The following is a 20,517-nucleotide window of genomic DNA, read 5'->3' on the forward strand; positions in this document are numbered from 1 at the left end:
AGCACCGTGACTGACATCCTCGATCCGCTGATCACCGCCCGAAACATCGAGACGACGTACAAGCGGTACCTCACCACAATCCTCCACCCGAAGGAGGCGAGTCTTCGCAACGAGTTCGTAGGTGAGGTGGGTAGATCTCGCGATCTCACCAAGGGTCCACTGCTCGAGACAACGCCGCCCTACGCCGCGGGCCAGTCGCTGAACGATCTCATTGACGAGGGAGTGCTGGAGCCCTCATTCGCGCGGCTCTCCAGCCCCGCCCTCCCCTTGGAGAGGCCGCTGTACGCGCACCAGGAGAACGCGATCCGCAAGGTGGTGGCCGGCCGCAACGTAGTGGTGACAACCGGCACCGGCTCGGGCAAGACGGAGAGCTTCCTGCTGCCGATCTTCAACCACCTCATGGCCGAACGCGCGGCGGGCACCTTGGGCCCAGGTGTCCGAGCACTGCTGCTATACCCGATGAACGCTCTCGCCAACGACCAACTCAAGCGGCTCCGAACACTCCTGGCCGACGTCCCCGAGATCACCTTCGGGCGCTACACCGGGGAGACCAAGCACACCACAAAAGACGCCCAGCGGCACTTCAAGTCCCTCCATCCCGGTGAGCCACTGCTGCCCAACGAGAAGCTCAGCCGCGAGGAGATGCAGGCGGACCCGCCCCATATCCTCCTCACCAACTACGCCATGCTCGAATACCTCCTCTTGCGTCCTCGGGACATCGAGCTCTTCGCATCCCACGGTTCCCAGACCTGGCGTTTCGTCGCGCTCGATGAGGCCCACGTGTACGACGGAGCCCAAGCGGCCGAGGTCGGGATGCTGCTGCGCCGCCTCAAGGACCGGGTAGCCCCCTACGAGCGTCTGCAGTACGTCGCCACCTCGGCGTCTCTGGATGGTGAGCCCTCCGAGGTCACCTCCTTCGCCTCGGAGCTGTTCAACGCAGACTTCGAGTACTCTTCAGACCCCGCCCGGCAGGACGTGGTCCACGCGGTGAAGATCACCTCCCCGGACGCAGCCACCTGGCAGCTCACCCCGGAGCAGCTTCTCGAAATCGTCGCGGGTCCCACGGACGATTGGGGCGTGCAGGAGGCAGATGCAGGCCCCGATTCCGCGCGCTTGGTACAGCTCTCCGGAATGGCCTCCGCCGGCGAGGCCTTGGACCACGAGCACCACATCATCGCCTTGCGCGCCGCGCTCGCCGACGGCCCTGTAGACATTCGCGTCCTCGCCGAGCAGATCTGGCCAGGACGGGAGGACGCCGACCGCCTGCTCGAAACCCTCGTTCGTCTGGGCGGCCGCGTATCAGCCGGCAATGGCCACCCGGTGCTGTCCGCGCGCTATCACTTTTTCGTCCGCGCCACTGAAGGCGCCTTCGCCTGCCTGTCCGAAACCGGACCCCACGTGGCCCTGGCCCGCCACGAGGAATGCCCCACCTGCGATGCGGCGATGTTCGAGTTCGCTACCTGCACCTCGTGCGGAACCGTGCATCTCGCCGGCCAGGTCGAGGACGACCGTTTGATCCCCGTCACCGGACGCTCCGACAAGGCGAAGTGGTATGCACTGTTGGATACTGCTGATGTCGTGGTGGACGAGGACGACACGGTTCTGGCCTCGGACGACGACGTCGTCGTCACCACCCCCACTTGGCTGTGCACAGGCTGCGGCGACCTCTCGGAGAGCCCCGTCACCACCTGCCATTCCGGGTGCGGCAAGGGCACCATCCGGCCCATCTTCGCGCTCCACACCAGCAAGGCGGGCCTGTCGACCTGCATCCACTGTGGAGCGCGAAAGAACCACCTCATCCGCCGACTCGACCTGGGCAGCGACGCTCCCGCCGCGGTCGTCACCACGTCCCTCTACCAGCAGCTTCCCATCGCCAAGGATGAGTCGCGCGATCTGGTCGGGCAGGGACGCAAGCTCCTCATGTTCAGCGACTCGCGGCAGGCCGCCGCGTACGCCGCGCCCTACCTCAACGGAACCTACTCCCGTCTGGTCCAGCGTCGCCTACTCACCCAGACCATCGACTCTCCGTACTACCGAAACGAGCCGGCCACCATCGATGACCTGGTGGCCGACGCCGTCCCCGTGGGCCGAAAGGCCCACCTCTTCGAAGCGACAGACTCCAAGCGCCACACCGACCGGGCCGTAGCCACATGGCTCATGTCCGATCTCATCGGCACAGACACCCGCCAATCCCTGGAAGGCCTGGGCTTGCTCCACGTGAGCATGCGTCTGCCGGCGGACGCCACGCTTCCTCCGCCCCTCGTCAAAGCACTCGATACCGATGGCGCGCGAGCCGTCCTGCAGCAGCTGGCGGCGATGGTCCGACGCCAGGGTGCAGTAACCATGCCCGACGGTGTTGACGCCACCGACGAACTGTTCGCCCCGCGCAATGTTGTGATCTCTATGCGCTCGGATGGTTCCGACCGTCGGCGCAAGCAACTGTCCTGGGCTCCCACCCGCGGCACAAACAAGCGGCTCAACTACCTCGAACGGGTCCTGGAGAAGGTCGGCAAGCGTGACCAGGCCCGCGAGTATCTCGACAGGCTGTGGATGGTTCTCGGAGCGGGCGGAAGCCGGGGAAACGGACTCGGTTGGCTCAAAGACAACACGCCTACCGTGGGGACAAGCCAGCTCGACCACCGGATGATCGAGCTTCGGCCCGGTATCACGGCACAGTGGTGGCGGTGCTCGGTCTGCCGGTCCCGTACCGCCCACAACGCGCTCGACGTGTGCCCAACGCTGAACTGCGACGGGGCACTGGAACTGGCCCCGATCCCGTCACTCCTCGAGGAAGAGAACCACTACCGGCATCTGTACCGGTCCATGGCGCTCGCCCCCATGTCCGCCAGCGAACACACCGCGCAATGGACTGCAGAAGAGGCGCTGGAGATTCAGAACCGCTTCATCCGGGGCGACATCAACGTGCTGTCCTGCTCCACCACCTTCGAGCTGGGTGTGGACGTGGGTGACCTCCAGGCAGTGGTCATGCGCAATATGCCTCCGCGAACCGCCAACTACGTTCAGCGTGCCGGGCGGGCAGGCCGACGTTCGGACTCTGCAGCATTCGTCACCACCTACGCCCAGCGTCGACCGCGGGATCTCGCCCGCTTCCAAGACCCCACCGGCATGATCAGCGGCGTCATGCGCGTTCCCTGGGTGCCGATTGACAACGAGCGGATCGCCAGGCGACATATCCACTCGATCGTTGTGGCCGAGTTCCTACGGAGCCAGTACGAGGATTTCGGTCGCGAGTTCCCCCGTGTGGCCGACCTTTTGTCCGCGGACAACCCAGCGGATGAAGCATGGCGGAAGATCGAACCATTCCTCACGCCAGTTCCGTCACACATCGCCGATGCGGTGGCGCGGGTCGTGCCCGAGGAGCTCCACGATGAGCTCGATGTGGCCGAACACGGCTGGGTCCGCCACCTGATCGAGCGGTTCGAGTCCGTAGCCGAAGAACTCCGTCTGGAAAGGGCACAACTCACCGAGCTGCAGGACAACGCTGCGGCCGAGAAGAACTACAAGTTCGCCAGCTTATTGGAGCGGACCCTGCGGACAGTCGAGGGCCGCCAGATGCTCGCCGTACTGGCCCAGAAGAACATCCTCCCCAAGTACGGATTCCCGGTCGACACAGTTGGCTTGCGCACCAACCATTCACCTGACCCCGCCGGTCAGAAGCTCGAACTCGACCGTGATCTTGCGCTGGCCATCCTCGACTACGCACCTGGAAACCAAGTTGTAGCCGCCGGGAAACTGTGGACGTCGCGGGCAGTGGCAAAGAAGCCTGGCAAGGCGTTCGTTCGACACGAGTACCGCGTCTGCACCGACTGCGGCGCGTTCCAAACTGCGCTCTCTCTAGAAAACGCCGAACCAACCTGCCCCGTATGTGAAACGGAATTCAGCAGCAGATCAATCAAACGCTTCATCATCCCCGAGTGGGGTTTTGTCGCTGAACCGCAGCCCGAGCCCGTAGGGTCGGCCCCGCCATCTCGGGGGACTGTCGGTTCCTCCTTCGTTGAGTACCCTGGGGACTCGATCTCCCAGGTAGAACTTGTTGGCGGCACCACAACCACAACCGCGACCTCGGGTGTCCGTGCTCAGATGGTGGTTCTCTCCGAGGGGATGGGGGCCGGCTACCGAATCTGTAGTAACTGCGGATGGGCCAAGCCGCACTCGGGAGACCGATCCGCCGCCCACACGAACCCTCTCACCGGAGCGGACTGTCGAGGCAGCTTTGAGCTTGTCGCGCTGGGCCACCGCTATCAGACCGACACCGCGGAAATCGTTCCTCGAGGGCTCGTCGATGCGAACCCGAACGCCATGCTCTCCCTGATGTATGCCCTGCTTGAGGGGGCATCAGAAGGGCTGGAGATCTCTCGGGACGACATCGATGCCACGCTTTCGTGGTCAAAACGGACACGGTCGATCGTTCTCTACGACACCGTCCCGGCCGGCGCCGGCGCAGCCCGGAAGATCACCGAGAACATCACCACGGTGCTCGACGAAGCACACCGCAGGGTCGATAACTGCGACTGTGGTCTCGAGACGAGCTGCTTCGGCTGCCTCCGCAACGCGTTCAACGACCGACACCACGAAGTGCTAAAGCGCGAGGACGCATTGCGACTGCTCGATCAGATGCGCTCATACAAGTCGGACATAAACTTCGAACCCCTCGCCACAACAGCTTCCCCGCGACCGTGACACACAGTGCAAGCGAGGCTTTCTCAAGCAAACTCTTCGAGCACCCCCAAAAACGGCAACGTGCACGGTAAAGTAGAGCTCTCCGACGGTCACCAAAATGACCTATCAACCCCGTACTGAAACTGAGGGAATAAGTGAAAGAACTTATCCAAATAGACTCATTCGGAGCAATCGACGCAGACGCCGACGAATTGCTTCGAGACTGCTTCGAGGACCATCCTGCATACCTACAGATAAGAGCACAGCAGCGATTCCTAGTACTGGGCCGAAAGGGCGCTGGCAAAACTGCCATTTACAAGCGTCTCGTTACCGAGCAGTCCTTTGACCAGTTTGCATTCGGGTACTCTTTTGACGATTACCCATGGGCACATCACAAGCTGCAAGAAGAGACGGGAGTCCCTGTCGAAAGGAGATACATACACAGTTGGAAGTATCTAATCTTAATCGCCTTAGCAAAAATACTCCTCAATCAAGATCAAAGTCAACCTTGGAGCGACGACGCTCATGAAGCACTCAGTCGACTCGAAGCATTTATGGTCGATTCATATGGGTCGCGCAACCCAGACATGACACAATTATTCTCCCCCGAGCGCATACTTCAACTAAAGGGGCGCCTTAACCTTGGTGCGATCGCGGGCGACCTTAACAGCATTCGTGTCCGCGATCTCCCTATCCATATCCAAGATGTTAACCGAATGCTCGCGTCCACAGTAATGAGCACGCTCAACCCATCAATTTCTTATTTCATCTGCTTTGACCAATTGGATCTGGGGTTTGACCCAGAAGATTCATCTTATTCAGCGAGGCTATCCGGCCTAATAATGGCAGCCCGGGATCTCTTCATCCAAGCCCGCGATGAAAACAAGAACTTTTGCCCCGCAATTTTTCTCCGAGACGACATTTTTGAGGACTTGAAATTTGAAGACAAAAATAAGATAGCCGAGAACTACTCAACCCGAGTAATTTGGTCTGACACGGGCAGTAGCCCAACCCTCAAAGAACTCATGGAAAAGCGGTTCACTATCGCTCTTTCAGAGACTGAACACAGCGATCACGTTCATTGGAATGACGTCTTCGACGAAACGAAGGAGATGCCCAGCAGGCAGAACAAATATAAGCATATCTGTGACCGAACATTTCTCCGACCAAGGGACATGATCAAGTTCTGCAACACAGTTCTAACCGCACACAAGGCCGGCCCACCCGAGAGCCAGTTCAATAACTCAAGCATCCATGAAGCGCGCGAAGAGTACTCCGATTACCTACTTCGAGAGCTTGACGACGAAGTCGCAAAACACTCCCCCAACTTTAGTGTTTATCTCGAAGTACTGAAGTCAATAGGCACTGAGCAGTTTTCGTTGGAACAGTTCGAGTCAAATCTCGAGCTACGCACTCTGGCGGTTGACGAATCCACGAGCTCAGCGATGGCGACACTGTTCGAGTTTTCAGTCGTAAGCTATCTCAAACCGGGTGGGCGCGGCGGTGGATCAGCGTGGATCTGGCGGTACAAGGACCCGAGGGCACGTTTCGATCCATCTTCTAGCTCGTTCCGCGTACATCCGGGCCTTAAAGAGGCCCTGGACCTTGCCCGCGGATAGGCACTCTCTCCGTGTGTTCACGCCTCCGTAGATCAAGTGAAGCCTCGGTGCCCCCAGTCGGACTCGAACCGACACTGAAACGGTTTTAAGCCGTCTGCCTCTGCCAATTGGGCTATGGGGGCCTGGCCCACACCGGGTGTGGACCGGGTGGGCACGCAGAGCGCCCGGGCCGGCGTCAGCCGGCCAGGCTGGTCAACACCGACATCGCGATGCCGTCCAGAATGTCCTTCTCACTCACCGTGATCTTGGAAATCCCTGCCCTGTCCGACATCACATCACACAGCGCAGAAGCCACCAGCGCCCCGCCCCCGATCACATCCGCGCGACCCGGGTGCATCGGCCCCAAGCCGCGGCGCTCCGCGACCGTCGATTCCACCAGCCGGGCGCACACCTCGCGCATCTGCTCGAGCGAGATCACCGAATTGTGCAGGGCGGCGGAGTCGTACTCGGCCATCCCCTGCGCCACCGCAGACAGCGTGGTGAAGGTGCCGGCCACGCCCACAAAGCGCTTCGCCCGGCCCAGTGGCAGCCCCGACGCCGACTCGAGAGCCTCCGCGATCACGCGACGGGCCTCCGAGACCTCCCCGCTGCTCGGCGGGTCCGAGTGCAGCGTCCGCTCCGTGATGCGCACACAGCCGATGTCCAGGCTCTGGGCACCGAGAATGCGGAGCTCGCCGTCGTCGTCGTACTCCCCCACCACAATCTCCGTCGACCCGCCGCCCAGGTCCGCCACCACGAACGGCCCCTTACGCGGATCCAGATCCACGACCCCGCCGGCGAACGTCAGCTGCGCCTCCGTTTGACCGCTGATCACCTCGGCGGCCGCACCCGGAAAGTGCTCGCCCAGCACGTCGGCGGTCATGTCGAAGAACTCGGCCTTGTTGGCGGCGTCGCGGTTGGCCGAGGTGGCCACCATGCGCAGGGCCTGCACGCCGAGCTCAGCCATCGTGGCCGTGTAGTCCGTCAGAGCGGTGCGGCAGCGGGCGATCGCGCCCTCGGAGATGCGCCCGGTGGCGTCCACGCCCTCGCCCAGGCGGATGATCCGCATCTCGCGCGTGACGTCGGTGAGCCCGGGACGGCCGGAGATGCCCTCGGCGACGAGGAGCCTGATGGAGTTGGTGCCGCAATCCACGGCTCCGACGCGCACAGGGGCGGCGCCGGCGAAGTCGGGAGAGGTCACGCCCGATCCTCGTCGCGGTAGTCGGGGATCCCCAGCTCCTCGGGGGTGGGCCAGTCGGCGGGCAGGGCGGTGCCACGCAGCCCGGCCTCGCACGCCAACGCCACCGACTCATCCCCCAGCCGCACCACGCCCGGCCCCTCAGCCAGCGCATACGCCATGAGCACGTGCAGGCACTTGACCCGCTCGGGCATGCCGCCGCCGGTAAAATCCGTGCCCAGGTCCTCGATCTGGTTCCGCTGCGCCAGGTACCGCTCGTGCGCGGCCTGGTAGTTCGCGGCCATCTCCGGATCCTCGGCCAACCTCGCCGTCATCCCCCGCATGATCCCCGCCGACTCCTGCCGACTCGCCTCGGCGGTGAGCCGCGGATCGGTCAGGTAGTACAGCGTGGGGAACGGGGTGCCGTCCTCGAGCCGCGGCGCCGTCTTGACCACGCCGGGCTTGCCGTCCGGACTGCGGTACGACACCTCCAGCACGCCACGCGGCGGCCGGCCGAGCTGGGCGGCGATGGCGTCGAGATCGTCCTGGGAAACGCGTGCTTCAGCGCTCACGCTGGGGGTCCTCCTGTGACAAGTTACGGCGCGGGTTCGGCGCCGGGTTCGGCCGCGTCAGGCTGGCCGGGGTTCTGCTGAGCCGGGTCGGTGACACCGTCGGGGTGGGGCATCACCGGGGTGGGCGGGGTGTCGGGGCCGCCGGGGATCGACGTGCCGTCGAGGATCGACTCCTCCGGCATGACCGGATCGGCCGGCACGGAAATCGAGTTCCACAGGCGCGTCTGCCAGGGCAACGCCGCGATCTCCGCCGCCCGCTTCTCGGCCGCCGCCTCCTCCACGGGGTCGACCGTGCTCACGCGGTACGGGGTCTCCCCCGGCTTGACCGCGCCGAACCGGATGCGGGCCTGCTGCTCGATGAACGCCGGGTCGGACAGCATCTCCTGCTCGGCCTCGAGCTCGGCGATCGTCGCCTCGATCGCGGCCCGCTCCTGCATGACCGCCTTCTCATCGCGGAGGAACTGGTAGTGATTGCGCAGCGGGAACGAGACGGTGATGAGCAGGATGATGGCGACGACGGCGAGGAGTCCGATCCGCCGGGGCGTGTAGTTCTTCGGCCCCAGGACCGTCGAGGACAGATCCGTGCGGGTGGTGAGGCGATGAGCCTCCGGATGCGCGGTGGTGCCGACCCGGCTGGACCTGGCTGAGGCCGGCACGGGCCGATCCCGTTCGCGAGAAGGCGTGCGCCGCTGCGGCGCGCTCCGGCGGGTGAGGTCGGCTCCTGAGGCGGGGCCGGCCTCGGCGTCGCCGGCAGTGCTGCTGCCCGACCCGGTGGTGCGGTCGGTGCCGCGGCGGTCGGAACTGCGGCGCCGGATAGGACCCGACGCCTCCCCGGGCCGCCGGGACGACGCGCGTTCGCGTCCGTCACCCCGGCGGTCCGAGGGGCGCGGTGGGCGGGCCATCAGCCCTCCTCTCGACTACCTGTCCTTATAGCCGTGACTTCTACTGTCAGGCCTTACTGCGTTGATCAAGCACTGAAACGCGGGAAGGCACCGGCACCGGCGTAGCGGGCCGCGTCGCCGAGCATCTCCTCGATGCGCAGCAGCTGGTTGTACTTGGCCACGCGCTCCGAACGGGCCGGGGCACCGGTCTTGATCTGGCCACAGTTGCAGGCCACCGCGAGGTCGGCGATGGTCGTGTCCTCGGTCTCGCCCGAGCGGTGGCTCATCATGCTGGCGTAGCGGTTGCGGTGGGCCAGCTCCACGGCGTCCAGCGTCTCGGTGAGGGTGCCGATCTGGTTGACCTTGACCAGCAGAGCGTTGGCCAGGCCCTTCTCGATGCCCTCGGCCAGGCGCTGCGGGTTGGTGACGAACAGGTCGTCGCCCACCAGCTGGACCTTCTCGCCGATCATGTCGGTGAGGGTCTTCCAGCCATCCCAGTCGTCCTCGTCGAGCGGGTCCTCGATCGAGACCAGGGCGTACTCGGAGACGAGCCCGGCGTAGACGTCGGCCATCTCGGCGGCGGAGAGCTGCTTGCCCTCGAAGTGGTACTTGCCGTCCTTGTAGAACTCGGTCGCGGCGACGTCCAGCGCCAGGGCAACGTCCGTGCCCAGCTCGTAGCCGGCCTTGGAGATGGCCTCGACGATGAGGTCGAGCGCGGCCTTGGTGGAGTCGACCGACGGCGCGAACCCGCCCTCGTCGCCCAGGCCGGTGGACAGGCCCTTGTCCTTGAGGACCGCCTTGAGCTGGTGGTACACCTCGGTGCCCATGCGCAGCGCCTCGCGGAAGGTCGGTGCGCCGATGGGGGCGATCATGAACTCCTGGACGTCAACGCCCGAGTCGGCGTGCGCGCCACCGTTGAGGATGTTCATCATCGGCACGGGCAGCACGTGCGCGTTGGAGCCGCCGATGAAGCGGTACAGCTCGAGACCGGCCGACTCGGCGGCGGCGCGGGCCACGGCCAGCGAGACGCCGAGCACGGCGTTGGCGCCGACCTGGGCCTTGTTGGGCGTACCGTCCGCGTCCAGCAGGGCCTCGTCGACCAGCCGCTGATCCTCAGCCGGGATCCCGATGACGGCCGGCGCGAGCACGTCCAGGACCGCATCCACGGCCTTGGTCACGCCCTTGCCGAGGTAGCGCTCGTCGTCGTCGCGCAGCTCCACGGCCTCGTGGGCACCGGTCGACGCGCCGGACGGCACGGCGGCGCGGCCGAACGAGCCGTCGTCCAGAAGCACCTCCACCTCGACGGTGGGGTTGCCTCGCGAATCGAGGATCTCCCGGGCTCCGACCTGCTCGATAAGCGCCATCTGTACTCCTTGGGGAAGACTTGGGTAACGGCCTTGTGGGCTGGCACCACGCTCCGGCGGCGGCACCGGGGGCCATTGTTCCACGTCGCCCCGCCGGTCGCGCCGAGGCTGCGCCGCCCCTCTCGACTTGCGCGCCCGAGGCCCCGCCCATCGTCCCCTCCGACTTGCGCGCTCTCTCTGCGCGTTTCTTGCCCACTTACGCGCCCGGATTGGTGCATTCCGGGCGCGTACCTCTTGCCTCAATCAGCGCCCGGCCGACTCGGCCCACTCCCGCGGCCGCCAGCCGCCCTGACTCAGCTCCAGTCCTTGCCCGGGTCGATGTGGCGGCCGACATCCATCGCGTCGTGAAGTACTCGGCCGATGACAAGAACGTCCCCGTCAAATCGGCACATCAGAAAATTCCGCGGGCGACTGACACGCCCACCGGTCGACCGGAATCGGCTGTTCGACAGGTGCCACGTAACGACCCGCTCCCCGAGCTCAGGGCGCTCGACCAGGCGGGGATCACGGAAGCAGCGGCAGCGTCCCTTAGTGCAGCGATGATCAGCTCTTGATATCGCTGTCGAGCTTGTTCACCGAACTGCTGGTACGACCACGCGAGAATCGAAGCGATATCGTCCCGCGCACTGTGAGTGAGTCGGACCTCCGCCATCAGCCAGCTGACCGACCGTCAGCCACAGCTCGCGCGCCGATGTCCGCGATGACGTCGTCCAGGTCCGCAGGGTCAATGTCCATGTAGCGACCCGCTGCAACGTCGGCCCACCCTCGATCTGCAGCAGCACGTAGCGCGGCGAGCCTTGCCGCATCCTCCGCCTCGCGCTGTTCCAACAGCCGAAGCCCTTCCCGCAATACCTCGCTCGCGTTCTGATACCGCCCCGATGCCACCAGAGCATCGACGAGCTCGTGCTGCTGCTGACCTAGAACCACATTTCGCGTCGGCATTCCGATCACCCCAATTGGCAGAATATGCCAACGATGCGCCTCTGGCTAGACGCCCGTGAGCACCCGTGTAGGCCCTTGGCCCTTGACCTTGTCACAGTGTCAAGGTTCATGATCAGGGCATGAGAATCGGTGAGGTCGCCCAGATCGTCGGGATCAGCGCACGCAGCATCCGGCACTACCACCGCCTGGGCGTCATGGCCGAGCCCGCGCGCACGACCGGCGGGTACCGCGAGTACGACGTCGCCGACCTGGCTCGCATCGCCCGAATCGCATTCCTGTCCAGCTGCGGCGTACCGCTGCGCGAGGTCGCCGCGCTCCTCGAGGCGGAGACCGGCGGGGCCAGCACCAGCGGCAGCAACGGAGGCGATCCAGCACCGCACGAGCCCGCCGCCGACGCTGCAGCCGACCTGGCCGCCATCCGCGACGGAATCGATGAGCAGATCGCGCAGCTCACCCGGCAGCGGGACCGACTGGACGTGATCGCCCAGCGAGCCGCAGCCGGATTGCCGCCCGGGCTCCTGCCCGAGCCCGTGGCCCGCGCCCTCGAGACATGCAGAGCCGAGGCCGCCGCCGACCCCGAGCTGGCCGCCCTGCTCGACAGCGAACGCGATCTTCTCGACCTGGTCGCCCTTCACGGAGACTTCCCCGGTGCGCTGGCCGCGAGCTATGGGGCCATCGGCGCCGACGCGGGCCGTCGCCGCGCCTACCTCGACCTGCTCGCCGGATTCCAGCGCATCGAGGGTCGTCGACCGGCCGACGTGGAGCCCGAGATCACCCGGCTTGTCGACGCCCTCCTCAGCGACGCCGACCTCCGGGCGCTCGTCGCCGGCCCTACGCCCGCGGCCGACTCGCCGACACCGTCCAGCGAACCGAACCGGCCCGCCGATCGAACCGGACCCACGCTCGACCAGCTCCTCCCCGACCCCGCCCAGCGCGAGGTGCTGCGCCGCACGCTCACTGCACTGGGCGTGCTGTCGTGACGGGCAGGCTGCTGCCGGCTGTGGCGGTTGTCGTCGTCGTCATCGATGCGGCCCTCCTCGCGACCGGCACGATCACGCCCGCGGTGGCGCTCGCACTGTTCCTGGTCGTGGAGGTCCCGCTCGGAGCGGTCTCGGTGTCCGGATACGTCCGCCGGTACCGCGGCCACCGCCGCGGATCGGAATCACGGTGGGATGCCCTGCGCGCGCTCGCCGCCGACGACCCCTACCTGCGAATGATGGCCGCCGAGGCCCGCACGTTCGCCTCGCTCGGCCGCTGGATCGCGCGGCGACCGGACGTACCCTCCGGCGCGGTGGCGATCGGCTACTCCCGCGGCACACTCGGCATCCCGATAGCGCTCTCGGTCGCAGCCGGGATCGAGCTGGTGGCCGCCCATCTGCTCATCCCGTGGCCCACCGTGCGGCTGATCCTCGACCTCCTCGGGATCTACGCGCTACTCATGATCCTGGGGTTGCTCGCCGGGCGGATCGTGCGGCCGCACCTGATCGTCGGCGGCGAACTCGTACTCCGCAGCGGTCCGCACGTCTGCGCCCGGGTGCCACTCTCCGACGTGACCGAGGTGCGCCGGGATCGCAGGCTCTCCCCCACCTCCGCGGCGGTCGACACCGACGGCGACCGCGACATCCTCGCCCTCCCCGGGCCGGACGGGACCAGCCTGACCGTGATTCTCGCGCGGCCGGTCGAGGCGGCGGTGCCGGGGATGCCGTGGGGCAGGCCCGAAACGCGGGAGGTCAGCGAGGTGCGGCTGCATGTCGACGACGACGACGTCGCGGCCCAGCTACTCCGCGAGGCGGTGCCGGCAGCGTGAACCGGACGGCGTCCTGACCGAGTACCCGGCCAACGGACCATTCAGAGTTCGAGAATCGTTGACGCCATGGGACCCGGGTCCTAGCGTGGGGCGCAAGATTCGCTGCACCGACCCGGGGCAGCACGAGGGAGGGTGGCCATCATGGACTCGATCGGAGACGTCGCCGGAAGCGCGATCATCGGAGTGGGGGGCGTCATCAACATGATGTTGGCCGCCGTGGGTTCGGGCGGGCTCGCGGGATCCCTGTCCGAGAACGTCTACCTCCCGCTCCTGGGCTCGGTCGCGCCGGGCTTCACGTTCTGACCGCGGGCGCGGAGGCGGACACCCCGCGCGCCGAGCTCACCAAGCCCAGCACACCCAGGCCCAGCTTGTCAGGGAGATCGCCGCTCACGCCAGCGACACCACACACTTACCTGTCGTCCGCCCGGAGAGCATGTCCACCACCGCCTCTGGCGCGGCCTCCAGTCCCTCGTACCGCGCCAGGTCCAACTTCAGTTGGCCGGACTCCCACAGCTCCGCGAGGTTCTTTCGCACCTCGGGGAGTCGATCCGCGTACGTCCCCGCCCGGAAGCCCCTGAGGTTGAGGTCCTTACTTGTCGCCGCGAAGAGATTCTCCGGGGCCTGCGGTGGCCGGCCGTCATATCCGGCGATCGCGCCGCACAAAGCGACCCGGCCATACGGGCGCAGATGGTCGAGCGCGGCTCGCAGGTGGTCGCCGCCCACATTGTCGAAGTAGACGTCGATCCCGTCGGGTGCCAGCTCCGCCAGCGGTTCGTCCAGGCCGTCGCGCCAGTTGAACGCCCCGTCGAGGCCGAGCGAATCCGCGAGGTAAGCGACCTTGTCCGCACTCCCCGCGCTGCCGACCACCCGGCACCCGTGCGCCTTGGCGAGCTGCGCCGCCACACTGCCTACCGCGCCGGCGGCCGCGGAGATCCACACCACGTCGTCTGGCTTCAGAGACGCCACCTCGAACAATCCCGCCCACGCGGTCAGGCCTGTCATCCCGAGCAGACCCACATGCAGCTCCGGCGGGCCCAGCTCGCGGTCCAGCCTGGTCAACGCTCCGGCCACGCCAAGCGCCTGGTTGCCAGGGTCGACCAGCGCGTAGTCGCGGTAGCCGAGGTCGTGGTGGACCAGATCCCCCGGGGTGAAGCCCTCCACGTCGGATTCGACCACCTCGCCGATCACCATCCCCGCGAGCGCCTCCCCCGGCTTGAGGGCCGGCAGGTACCCGGGAGGCGAGACGGGATCGAGCCGCAGGCGGGTAGCCGCGTCCACCGAGAGCAGCAGGTTTCGGATGAGGACGTGCCCTGGGGCCATGACGGGCATCTCCGTGGGGACAACCTCGAGATCGCCCACCGCGAGCGCACCGTCGGGGTGCCGCACCAGGCGGACCTCGCGATTGACGCGTTCCGCGGTACCGATTGTCGTGCCGTGCGTTGCCGTGCTGGTCATCAAAGACCCGCCTTCCGTCGTGTGAGTCAGCCCTGGCCGGCCCACCCCGTGTGGGGCAGCTCACACAACCCTAAATGAACCGAGTTCAATTGAGGAGAGTTTTGGCGAGACTCGTCAGACACCTCCAGGCAGTGCTTACCCGCCTAGCCCCCGAACCACGCCCGGCCGAGCTCGGCGTAGCGGCCGCCGGCCCGCAGGAGTTCCTCGTGCGTGCCGGCCTCCACGATCCGCCCGCGCTCCATCACCAGTACGCGGTCGGCCGTGACCGCCTGGCTCAGCCGATGCGCCACCACGAGCCCGGCGCGACCCTTCAACACTGCAGCGGCCGCGGTGTCGAGCCGCCGAGCCCCGGCGGAGCCGGCCTCGGCGGTGGCCTCGTCGAGGATCACCACGTCCGGGTCGGCCAGCTCCACGCGGGCCAGCGCGATCATCTGGGCCTGCATCGGATCGAGCGGATGGCCGCCCTCGCCGACCACCGTGTCGATCCCGTCGGGCAGGTCGTCCACCCAGTCGGCGCCGACGGTCCGCAGGGCGGCGCGCACGTCGTCGTCGCCGGCCTCGGGGCGGGGCGCCCGCACGTTCTCGGCCACGGTCGTGGCAAAGGTGTGCACCTCCTGCGAGACCATTGTGATGTGCTCGCGCAGCGCGACCGGGTCGACATCGGCGATCGGCACCCCGCCCAGGCTGACGGCGCCGCGGGACGGCACCACCGAGCCGGCGGCGACCAGCGCGAGCGTGCTCTTGCCGGCGCCGGTGGAGCCGACCACGGCCACCACCTCGCCGGGAGCGAGCGAGAAGTCGATGTCCACCAGCGCGGGGATGTCCCCGCCGTAGGAATGCGAGACTCCGGACAGTTGGAGCGGGCCGGGCTTCGGAACGGCGGTCCGCTCGGGCACCGGCATGGTGATCACCCCGACCATCCGCACCAGCGAGGCGCCGGCGGACTGGACCTGATCGGCCATCCCCACCAGCGCACCGATCGGGTTGAACAGCCGGTGGAACAGCAGCGCGGCGGTGGTCACGGCGCCGGCGGTGATCATCCCCGCATCCACGAGGAAGAACCCCACGACCAGTAGCAACGCCAGCACCGTCGCCTCGGCGCGGTTGTTCCGGCTGAAGGCCCGGGTGACGAAGTAGAACACCCGGATCGACAGGTCGCGGGCCAGACCCGAGGCGGCGGTGATCCGTTCGAGCTCGGAGTCCTGGGCGTCGTAGGCGTGCAGGGTCCGCGAGCCGGAGATCCCGCCGAGGAGACGGCTGGCCCGCGTGCCGAACGCGGCGCGCTCCTCCGCGTAGATCGGGCCGGACCGCGGCAGGTACCAGCGCAGCGTCGTCCAGTACATGGGCAGCGCCACCAGCCCCACCAGCCCGAGCCGCCAGTCCACGGCAACCAGCCCCACGCCGGAGACGACAACCGTGAACAGCGACTGCACCACCAGCGGGATCACCGTGGTGGCGGCCTGGCTGATCTCGCGGGCGTCCTCCGCCACGCGGGAGACCAGGTCGCCGGTCTCGGTCCGTTCCATCTGCGCCGCCCCGAGTCGCAGCGACCGGTCCATCACCATCTCGCGCAGCCGCGCCACCGTCGGCTCGGTCAGCCGGGCGAGCCAGGTCTGCCCGGCCCACGTGCACAGCGCGCCCACGACACCGGCCACCGCGATCGCCCCGGCGCCCACCAGCACCACGGCGCCGTCGCTGGCATCGGGAAGGACGTCGACCAGCCAGCCGATCACCCACGGCGCCACCAATCCGGCGACGGAGCCGACCAGCCCGGCCAGGCCCACGAGCAGCAGGAAACCGCGGCGTTCCCGCAGCAGCGGCCAGAGCAACGCCAGTGATTCGCGCGCGCTGGCCAGGGGCAGCGCCTCGGTTGCGGCCGGGGCCTCCTGTACAGATGTAGTGCTCATCGATCGACCGCCGTCCGGTAGGTGGCCGAGTCGGCGCGCAGCTCGGCGTGGGTGCCCGATCGCGGCTCACCGTGGGCGGGAAGGTGGACCACCCTGTCGGCTGTCGCGAGGAGAGGGGGCGACGACGACACGATCAACGTGGCCTGCCCCGACCGGCGCGTCCGCATGTCCCGCACGGCCTGCGCGATCTCCCACTCGGTCACGGCATCCACGGCGCTGGTCGGCTCGTGCAGCACCAGCACGTCCGGGTCCGCGTGCAGGGCCCGGGCCAGCGCGATCCGCTGCCGCTGACCACCCGACAGATTGCGCCCACCCTCCTGCACGACGTGGTCCAGCCCGTCCGGCAGATGCTCCACGATCTCGGCGACCGCCGACGCGTGGACGACGTCGTCGTCGACCTCTACCCCGTCGTCGGCCCCGACCTTCCCGTGCCGCAGGGCGATGTTGGACCGGATCGTCCCCACGAACAGATCGACGCGGTGCGGGGCCACCACCAGGTGGCCTGCCAGTTCCGGCACCAGGGCGCTGCGGCGGTGCCCGCCGACCAGGACCGCGTCGGTGTGCTCGCCGTGGCCCGCGATCGCCAGGGTCACCGCGTCGGCGGCGGCCGGCTGCTCGGCCACCAAGGCCACCACCTCGCCGCGCGCCACCTCCAGGTCCAGCGCGCGGCCGTCGGGCAGGGGGAGGCCACGCAGCTCCAGGCGGGATCCCTCCGGGACCTCGGTACCCGACTCGTCCACCGGCGCCGAACCCTGCAGGTCCACCAGGCGCTGCGCGGCGCCGTGGGATCGCGCGAACACGCTGACCATCATGGTGATCATCCGCACCGGCTCCTCGAAGAACACCGCCACGCCCACCACCGAGACGAGCGTGCCGATCTCCATCTCACCCGCCACGACGCGGTACCCGGCGGCCACCAGGACCATCACCAGCACCGCGGCCATGCCGAGCGACCCGATCCCCGCGACCCGCCCCGACCGCTCGGCGGTGACGATGCCGGCCTCTGCCGCGCCCTGCGAGGCCACGCGGTACTGCTCGGCCGCCCAGCGCTCGCCGCCGCCCGCCTTGAGGACGCGCAGTCCGGTCATGATGTCGGTCGCGCGGCTGCTCGCCTCGCCGATCGCGGCCTGCTGCGCGGTGCTGTGGCGCGAGATCGCCCGGCTCGGCAGCGCGACCAGCACCAGACTCAGCGGCACGCCGACCAGCACGATCAGCCCCACGATCAGGTCGGTCCACAGCAGGTACACCGAGATCCCCACGATGCTGATCACCGCCGACCCGCCCAGCGCGACCTGCCGGAAGATCAGCGCGGCCACGTCGGCGTCGGCCGAGCACACCGACAGCACCCCGCCCGAGCTCGCCCCCTCCATCGCGCGGCGCCGGGCCAGTGGGACGCGCGTGGCCTCGACGCGCAGGTCGTGGGCCTCCTCGTTCAGCGCCCGATTGCTCATCCGCGCGCCGAAGCGGTAGCTGAAGCTGAGCACCGTGAACAGCGCGACGAGCCCCACGACCGACCACAGCATCGCCTGCCGGTCGAGCGGGATGATCGCGGCGTCGACGATCCAGCCGATCGCAATAGGCACCAGCGCCTCGGACAGTTGCCACATCGTCATGAGGAGCAGGCCGGGCACCACGAGGCGCCAGCGCCGGGAGATCGCACGCCACAGGAGCCCGTTCGCCGTGGCGGGCGCGGGCGCGGTGTCGTGCGCCGTCGCCTCGCGCGTCACTGTGGGTACCGCCATGTGTGTCAGCTCCCGCCGCCGGTGGTGTCGACGACCGGGCGTCGCCGCCCCAGTAGGTTAGTGTGACCTAATCTCGCAGCGCCATACCGGGCTTGCCACAGCGCCAACTGTGGATGATCGGGAGCGGCGAATCGGCGAGGTCTCCCGGGCGGCCGGGACCGGCGCTCGGGCGCTCAGCGGGGCTGCCGACCGAGAAAGGCGATGAGTCGCTCACCGGTGGTGGCGCCGGCCGGGGCGGGGACCTCCGGACCGCAGACCCCGTCCATCCGCAGCGCGTCGCCGTTGGAGCGCGCGACCTCCAGATAGTGGGCGGCATCGGCGTCGTCCAGCGCTTCGTGCTCGGTCGCGCCGGCGGCACGGGCGATGTCCCAGCGGTGCACGAGGAGGTCCGTGCCGTAGAAGCGGTCGATCACCTCGGCGACGGTGGTCGGCCCGAAGTAGCCCTCGAACTCGGTCTCGCCCCGCCCGTCTCGCAGGACCTCCTGGGTGAGCGTGCGCACGGACTCCCAGTCCGCGCGCAGGTCACCGGTCGCGGGATCGAGCTCGACGTGGCGGCCCAGGAAGTCGCGGTTCGTGTCCACGACGTGCTGCAGCACGTCCCGGACGTCCCAGCCCTCGCACGGCGTGGCCGCCGTCCACGCGCCGTCAGGGACGTCGTCGAGCATCTCGGAGAACTGGCGGGACAGGCGCTCATAACGCTCGCTGATCGTGTCGTTCATGTCCTCATCGAAGCACCGAACCGCCGCCCGCTCTTGTACGGATCGGACATATCCGGAAACGTCGAGAAGTACTCGGACAACATTGCGGCCGGAGCCTTCCCGGTGATCCGCCGACACTCGCGGCCGAGATGCGCCTGGTCGACGTAGCCCGAGTCCGCCGCCAACCCCGCGAGCGTCGGTCGTTGCTCGGTGGCCGCCAGCGCGAGGAACCGCTGCAGCCTGAGCAGGCGCGCCAGGGTGGACGGCGCGTAGCCGAACAGGCGCAGGCATCGCCGGTGCAGGGTCCGCGGGTGCGTGGACAGGGCCGCCGCCAGCTCGGTGACGTCGTCGTGGGGCGCGGCAGCCAGTCGGGCGAGAATCGCCTCGGCGAACGGATCGGGATGCTCCGCGGCGTATCGGTCGGACACGAGGCCGCACAGTATGTCTCGTCTCGAGTCGAGGCTGCCCGCGGCGGCGATCTGCCCGGACCAGCCCGCCGCCGTCTCCTCGCCGAGGATCTCCGCGGCCTCCACTCGCGCCTCGCGGTACTGCGACAGATCGAGGCCGAACAGGGCGGCCGGAACGCCTGGGCGAAAGCGGATGCCGACCGCGGTGGTACCCGGCGGCAGTTCGAACGACCACGCCGTGGTCTCTGGACCGCAGAACAGCAGGCGCCCCGACGAGAGCCACAGCAGGTCGCAGCACGCGTCGGGGACCAGCAGATGCCGCCCCCTGGGCACGGCCGTCCACGCGCACAGCAGCAGGTGCAGGCACTCGTCGGGGGGTTCGACCGGGACGTACCAGCCGGTGCGCAGCATGAGAGCCATCGTAGGCGGGCGCGGCCGGGGGGCCCGGGGGTTACGGCGCCTGGGTTCCGGGCTACGGCGCCGTGGTCCCCACCGAATACGCCGCGGCCGCGTCCCGCACCTGCATGACGTACTCCTGCGAGGCGTTGTAGGCCAGGATCGCCCGCTGCCAGTTCTCGGCCACCGAGAGGTCGCCCCCGTTCTCGCACAACAGACGGGCGGCGGCGATCGCGGCGTCGTCGATCTGGTTGGGGTCGGCCCGCCCGTCGCCGTTGGCGTCGCGCCCGTACTTGCGCCACGACTCGGGGATGAACTGCATCGGGCCCACGGCACGGTCGTGTTCGGTGTCGCCGTCCCACTCACCGCCGTCGGTGTCGGGGATCTCGGCGAATCCCGGGGAGCCGTCGAGCTTGATGCCGATGATCGGCGGGAGCGCGTAGCCGTCGTCGTTCAGGGACGCCCCCCGGTACCGACCGTGACGAGTCTCCACATGCCCGATCCCCGCCAGCGTCGTCCAGGCGAGATTGCACTCGGGCCGGGTCTGGCGCATCGTCTCGGCGGCGTTGCCGTAGGCGGCGAGCGCGGCGAGCGGGATGTTCATCTGCATGTTGATGCCCTCGGCCCACGGCCGCAGCTGGTCGGACGTGCGGCCGGGCGCGTGGATGTCCACGGCCGGCACGGGGGCGCCGGCGCCGGGCGGGATCCCAGGCGGGATGGGCGTGGGCGCCTCGCGGGTGGGGCCGTAGGAGCACGACGACGACAACACCGCCAGCACCAACAGTCCCGCAGTCGCTGTGGTGGCGCGGTGAGCGCGAGTGAATCGAGTGGACATCGCCGATCAGTCTGCCCGAGCCCGGTCCGGCAGTGCCTCGGGGACTACCCGGATTC

16 protein-coding genes and 1 tRNA gene are annotated in these 20,517 nt (G+C 67.8%); 5 read left to right on the forward strand and 12 right to left on the reverse strand.

Going from position 1 to position 20,517, the window contains the following annotated elements; genetic code table 11:
* The first annotated feature begins 6 nt into the window (after positions 1 to 6).
* Complete coding sequence (locus K3888_RS09255) at positions 7 to 4,701, forward strand: DEAD/DEAH box helicase family protein (RefSeq protein ID WP_230929978.1); 4,695 nt, start codon at positions 7 to 9, stop codon at positions 4,699 to 4,701.
* Positions 4,702 to 4,835: 134 nt separating this feature from the next.
* Positions 4,836 to 6,299 (forward strand): P-loop ATPase, Sll1717 family, encoded by a 1,464-nt coding sequence (locus K3888_RS09260; protein WP_230929979.1) that lies wholly within the window; start codon positions 4,836 to 4,838, stop codon positions 6,297 to 6,299.
* Between the two features lie 48 nt (positions 6,300 to 6,347).
* On the opposite strand, the gene K3888_RS09265 is transcribed toward K3888_RS09260, so the two are convergent.
* The 6 genes from K3888_RS09265 to K3888_RS09290 all read right to left on the reverse strand — a co-directional run bounded on the left by K3888_RS09265 (position 6,348) and on the right by K3888_RS09290 (position 11,214).
* Positions 6,348 to 6,421: transfer RNA gene (locus K3888_RS09265), tRNA-Leu, on the reverse strand.
* A gap of 53 nt (positions 6,422 to 6,474) precedes the next feature.
* Entirely contained in the window at positions 6,475 to 7,479 is a 1,005-nt protein-coding gene (locus K3888_RS09270; RefSeq protein WP_308281956.1) for a Ppx/GppA phosphatase family protein, read from the reverse strand.
* Positions 7,476 to 8,027, reverse strand: coding sequence for a DUF501 domain-containing protein (locus K3888_RS09275; RefSeq protein ID WP_230929980.1), 552 nt, complete (start codon positions 8,025 to 8,027; stop codon positions 7,476 to 7,478). Before K3888_RS09275 ends, K3888_RS09270 begins: the two co-directional genes overlap by 4 nt.
* 23 nt (positions 8,028 to 8,050) lie before the next feature.
* Positions 8,051 to 8,929, reverse strand: coding sequence for an FtsB family cell division protein (locus tag K3888_RS09280; RefSeq protein WP_230929981.1), 879 nt, complete (start codon positions 8,927 to 8,929; stop codon positions 8,051 to 8,053).
* A gap of 65 nt (positions 8,930 to 8,994) precedes the next feature.
* The gene (gene eno / locus K3888_RS09285) at positions 8,995 to 10,272 is read right to left on the reverse strand and encodes a phosphopyruvate hydratase (protein WP_230929982.1); all 1,278 of its coding nucleotides are present in this window, start codon (positions 10,270 to 10,272) and stop codon (positions 8,995 to 8,997) included.
* A 651-nt stretch (positions 10,273 to 10,923) separates the two neighbouring features.
* Positions 10,924 to 11,214, reverse strand: coding sequence for a type II toxin-antitoxin system ParD family antitoxin (locus K3888_RS09290; protein WP_230930089.1), 291 nt, complete (start codon positions 11,212 to 11,214; stop codon positions 10,924 to 10,926).
* 119 nt (positions 11,215 to 11,333) lie between these two features.
* On the opposite strand from K3888_RS09290, the gene K3888_RS09295 reads away from it, so the two are divergent.
* The 3 genes from K3888_RS09295 to K3888_RS09305 all read left to right on the forward strand — a co-directional run bounded on the left by K3888_RS09295 (position 11,334) and on the right by K3888_RS09305 (position 13,324).
* Positions 11,334 to 12,194 (forward strand): MerR family transcriptional regulator, encoded by an 861-nt coding sequence (locus tag K3888_RS09295; RefSeq protein ID WP_230929983.1) that lies wholly within the window; start codon positions 11,334 to 11,336, stop codon positions 12,192 to 12,194.
* Complete coding sequence (locus K3888_RS09300) at positions 12,191 to 13,021, forward strand: hypothetical protein (RefSeq protein WP_230929984.1); 831 nt, start codon at positions 12,191 to 12,193, stop codon at positions 13,019 to 13,021. The genes K3888_RS09295 and K3888_RS09300 overlap by 4 nt, the downstream gene beginning before the upstream one ends.
* Before the next feature lie 141 nt (positions 13,022 to 13,162).
* Positions 13,163 to 13,324 carry a hypothetical protein gene (locus K3888_RS09305; protein ID WP_230929985.1) on the forward strand — a complete coding sequence of 54 codons (162 nt, stop codon included), beginning with the start codon at positions 13,163 to 13,165 and terminating at the stop codon, positions 13,322 to 13,324.
* An 84-nt stretch (positions 13,325 to 13,408) separates the two neighbouring features.
* On the opposite strand, the gene K3888_RS09310 is transcribed toward K3888_RS09305, so the two are convergent.
* The 6 genes from K3888_RS09310 to K3888_RS09335 all read right to left on the reverse strand — a co-directional run bounded on the left by K3888_RS09310 (position 13,409) and on the right by K3888_RS09335 (position 20,461).
* Positions 13,409 to 14,476, reverse strand: a complete 1,068-nt coding sequence (locus tag K3888_RS09310) for an MDR family NADP-dependent oxidoreductase (protein ID WP_230929986.1) — start codon at positions 14,474 to 14,476, stop codon at positions 13,409 to 13,411.
* 143 nt (positions 14,477 to 14,619) lie between these two features.
* Positions 14,620 to 16,383: an ABC transporter ATP-binding protein gene (locus tag K3888_RS09315; RefSeq protein WP_230929987.1), complete on the reverse strand. Its 1,764-nt coding sequence runs from the start codon at positions 16,381 to 16,383 to the stop codon at positions 14,620 to 14,622.
* Positions 16,380 to 18,125, reverse strand: a complete 1,746-nt coding sequence (locus tag K3888_RS09320; RefSeq protein WP_230929988.1) for an ABC transporter ATP-binding protein — start codon at positions 18,123 to 18,125, stop codon at positions 16,380 to 16,382. The genes K3888_RS09315 and K3888_RS09320 overlap by 4 nt, the downstream gene beginning before the upstream one ends.
* A 173-nt stretch (positions 18,126 to 18,298) precedes the next feature.
* Positions 18,299 to 18,844 carry a TIGR03086 family metal-binding protein gene (locus K3888_RS09325; RefSeq protein WP_230929989.1) on the reverse strand — a complete coding sequence of 182 codons (546 nt, stop codon included), beginning with the start codon at positions 18,842 to 18,844 and terminating at the stop codon, positions 18,299 to 18,301.
* On the reverse strand, positions 18,841 to 19,641 hold the full coding sequence (locus K3888_RS09330) for a helix-turn-helix domain-containing protein (protein WP_230929990.1): 801 nt from the start codon (positions 19,639 to 19,641) through the stop codon (positions 18,841 to 18,843). The genes K3888_RS09325 and K3888_RS09330 overlap by 4 nt, the downstream gene beginning before the upstream one ends.
* Before the next feature lie 61 nt (positions 19,642 to 19,702).
* Positions 19,703 to 20,461, reverse strand: coding sequence for a lytic transglycosylase domain-containing protein (locus K3888_RS09335; protein ID WP_230929991.1), 759 nt, complete (start codon positions 20,459 to 20,461; stop codon positions 19,703 to 19,705).
* Positions 20,462 to 20,517 lie beyond the last annotated feature (56 nt).

Origin of the sequence: Dietzia aurantiaca (genome assembly GCF_021033825.1) — a bacterium.
In the GTDB taxonomy this organism is placed as follows: domain Bacteria; phylum Actinomycetota; class Actinomycetes; order Mycobacteriales; family Mycobacteriaceae; genus Dietzia; species Dietzia aurantiaca.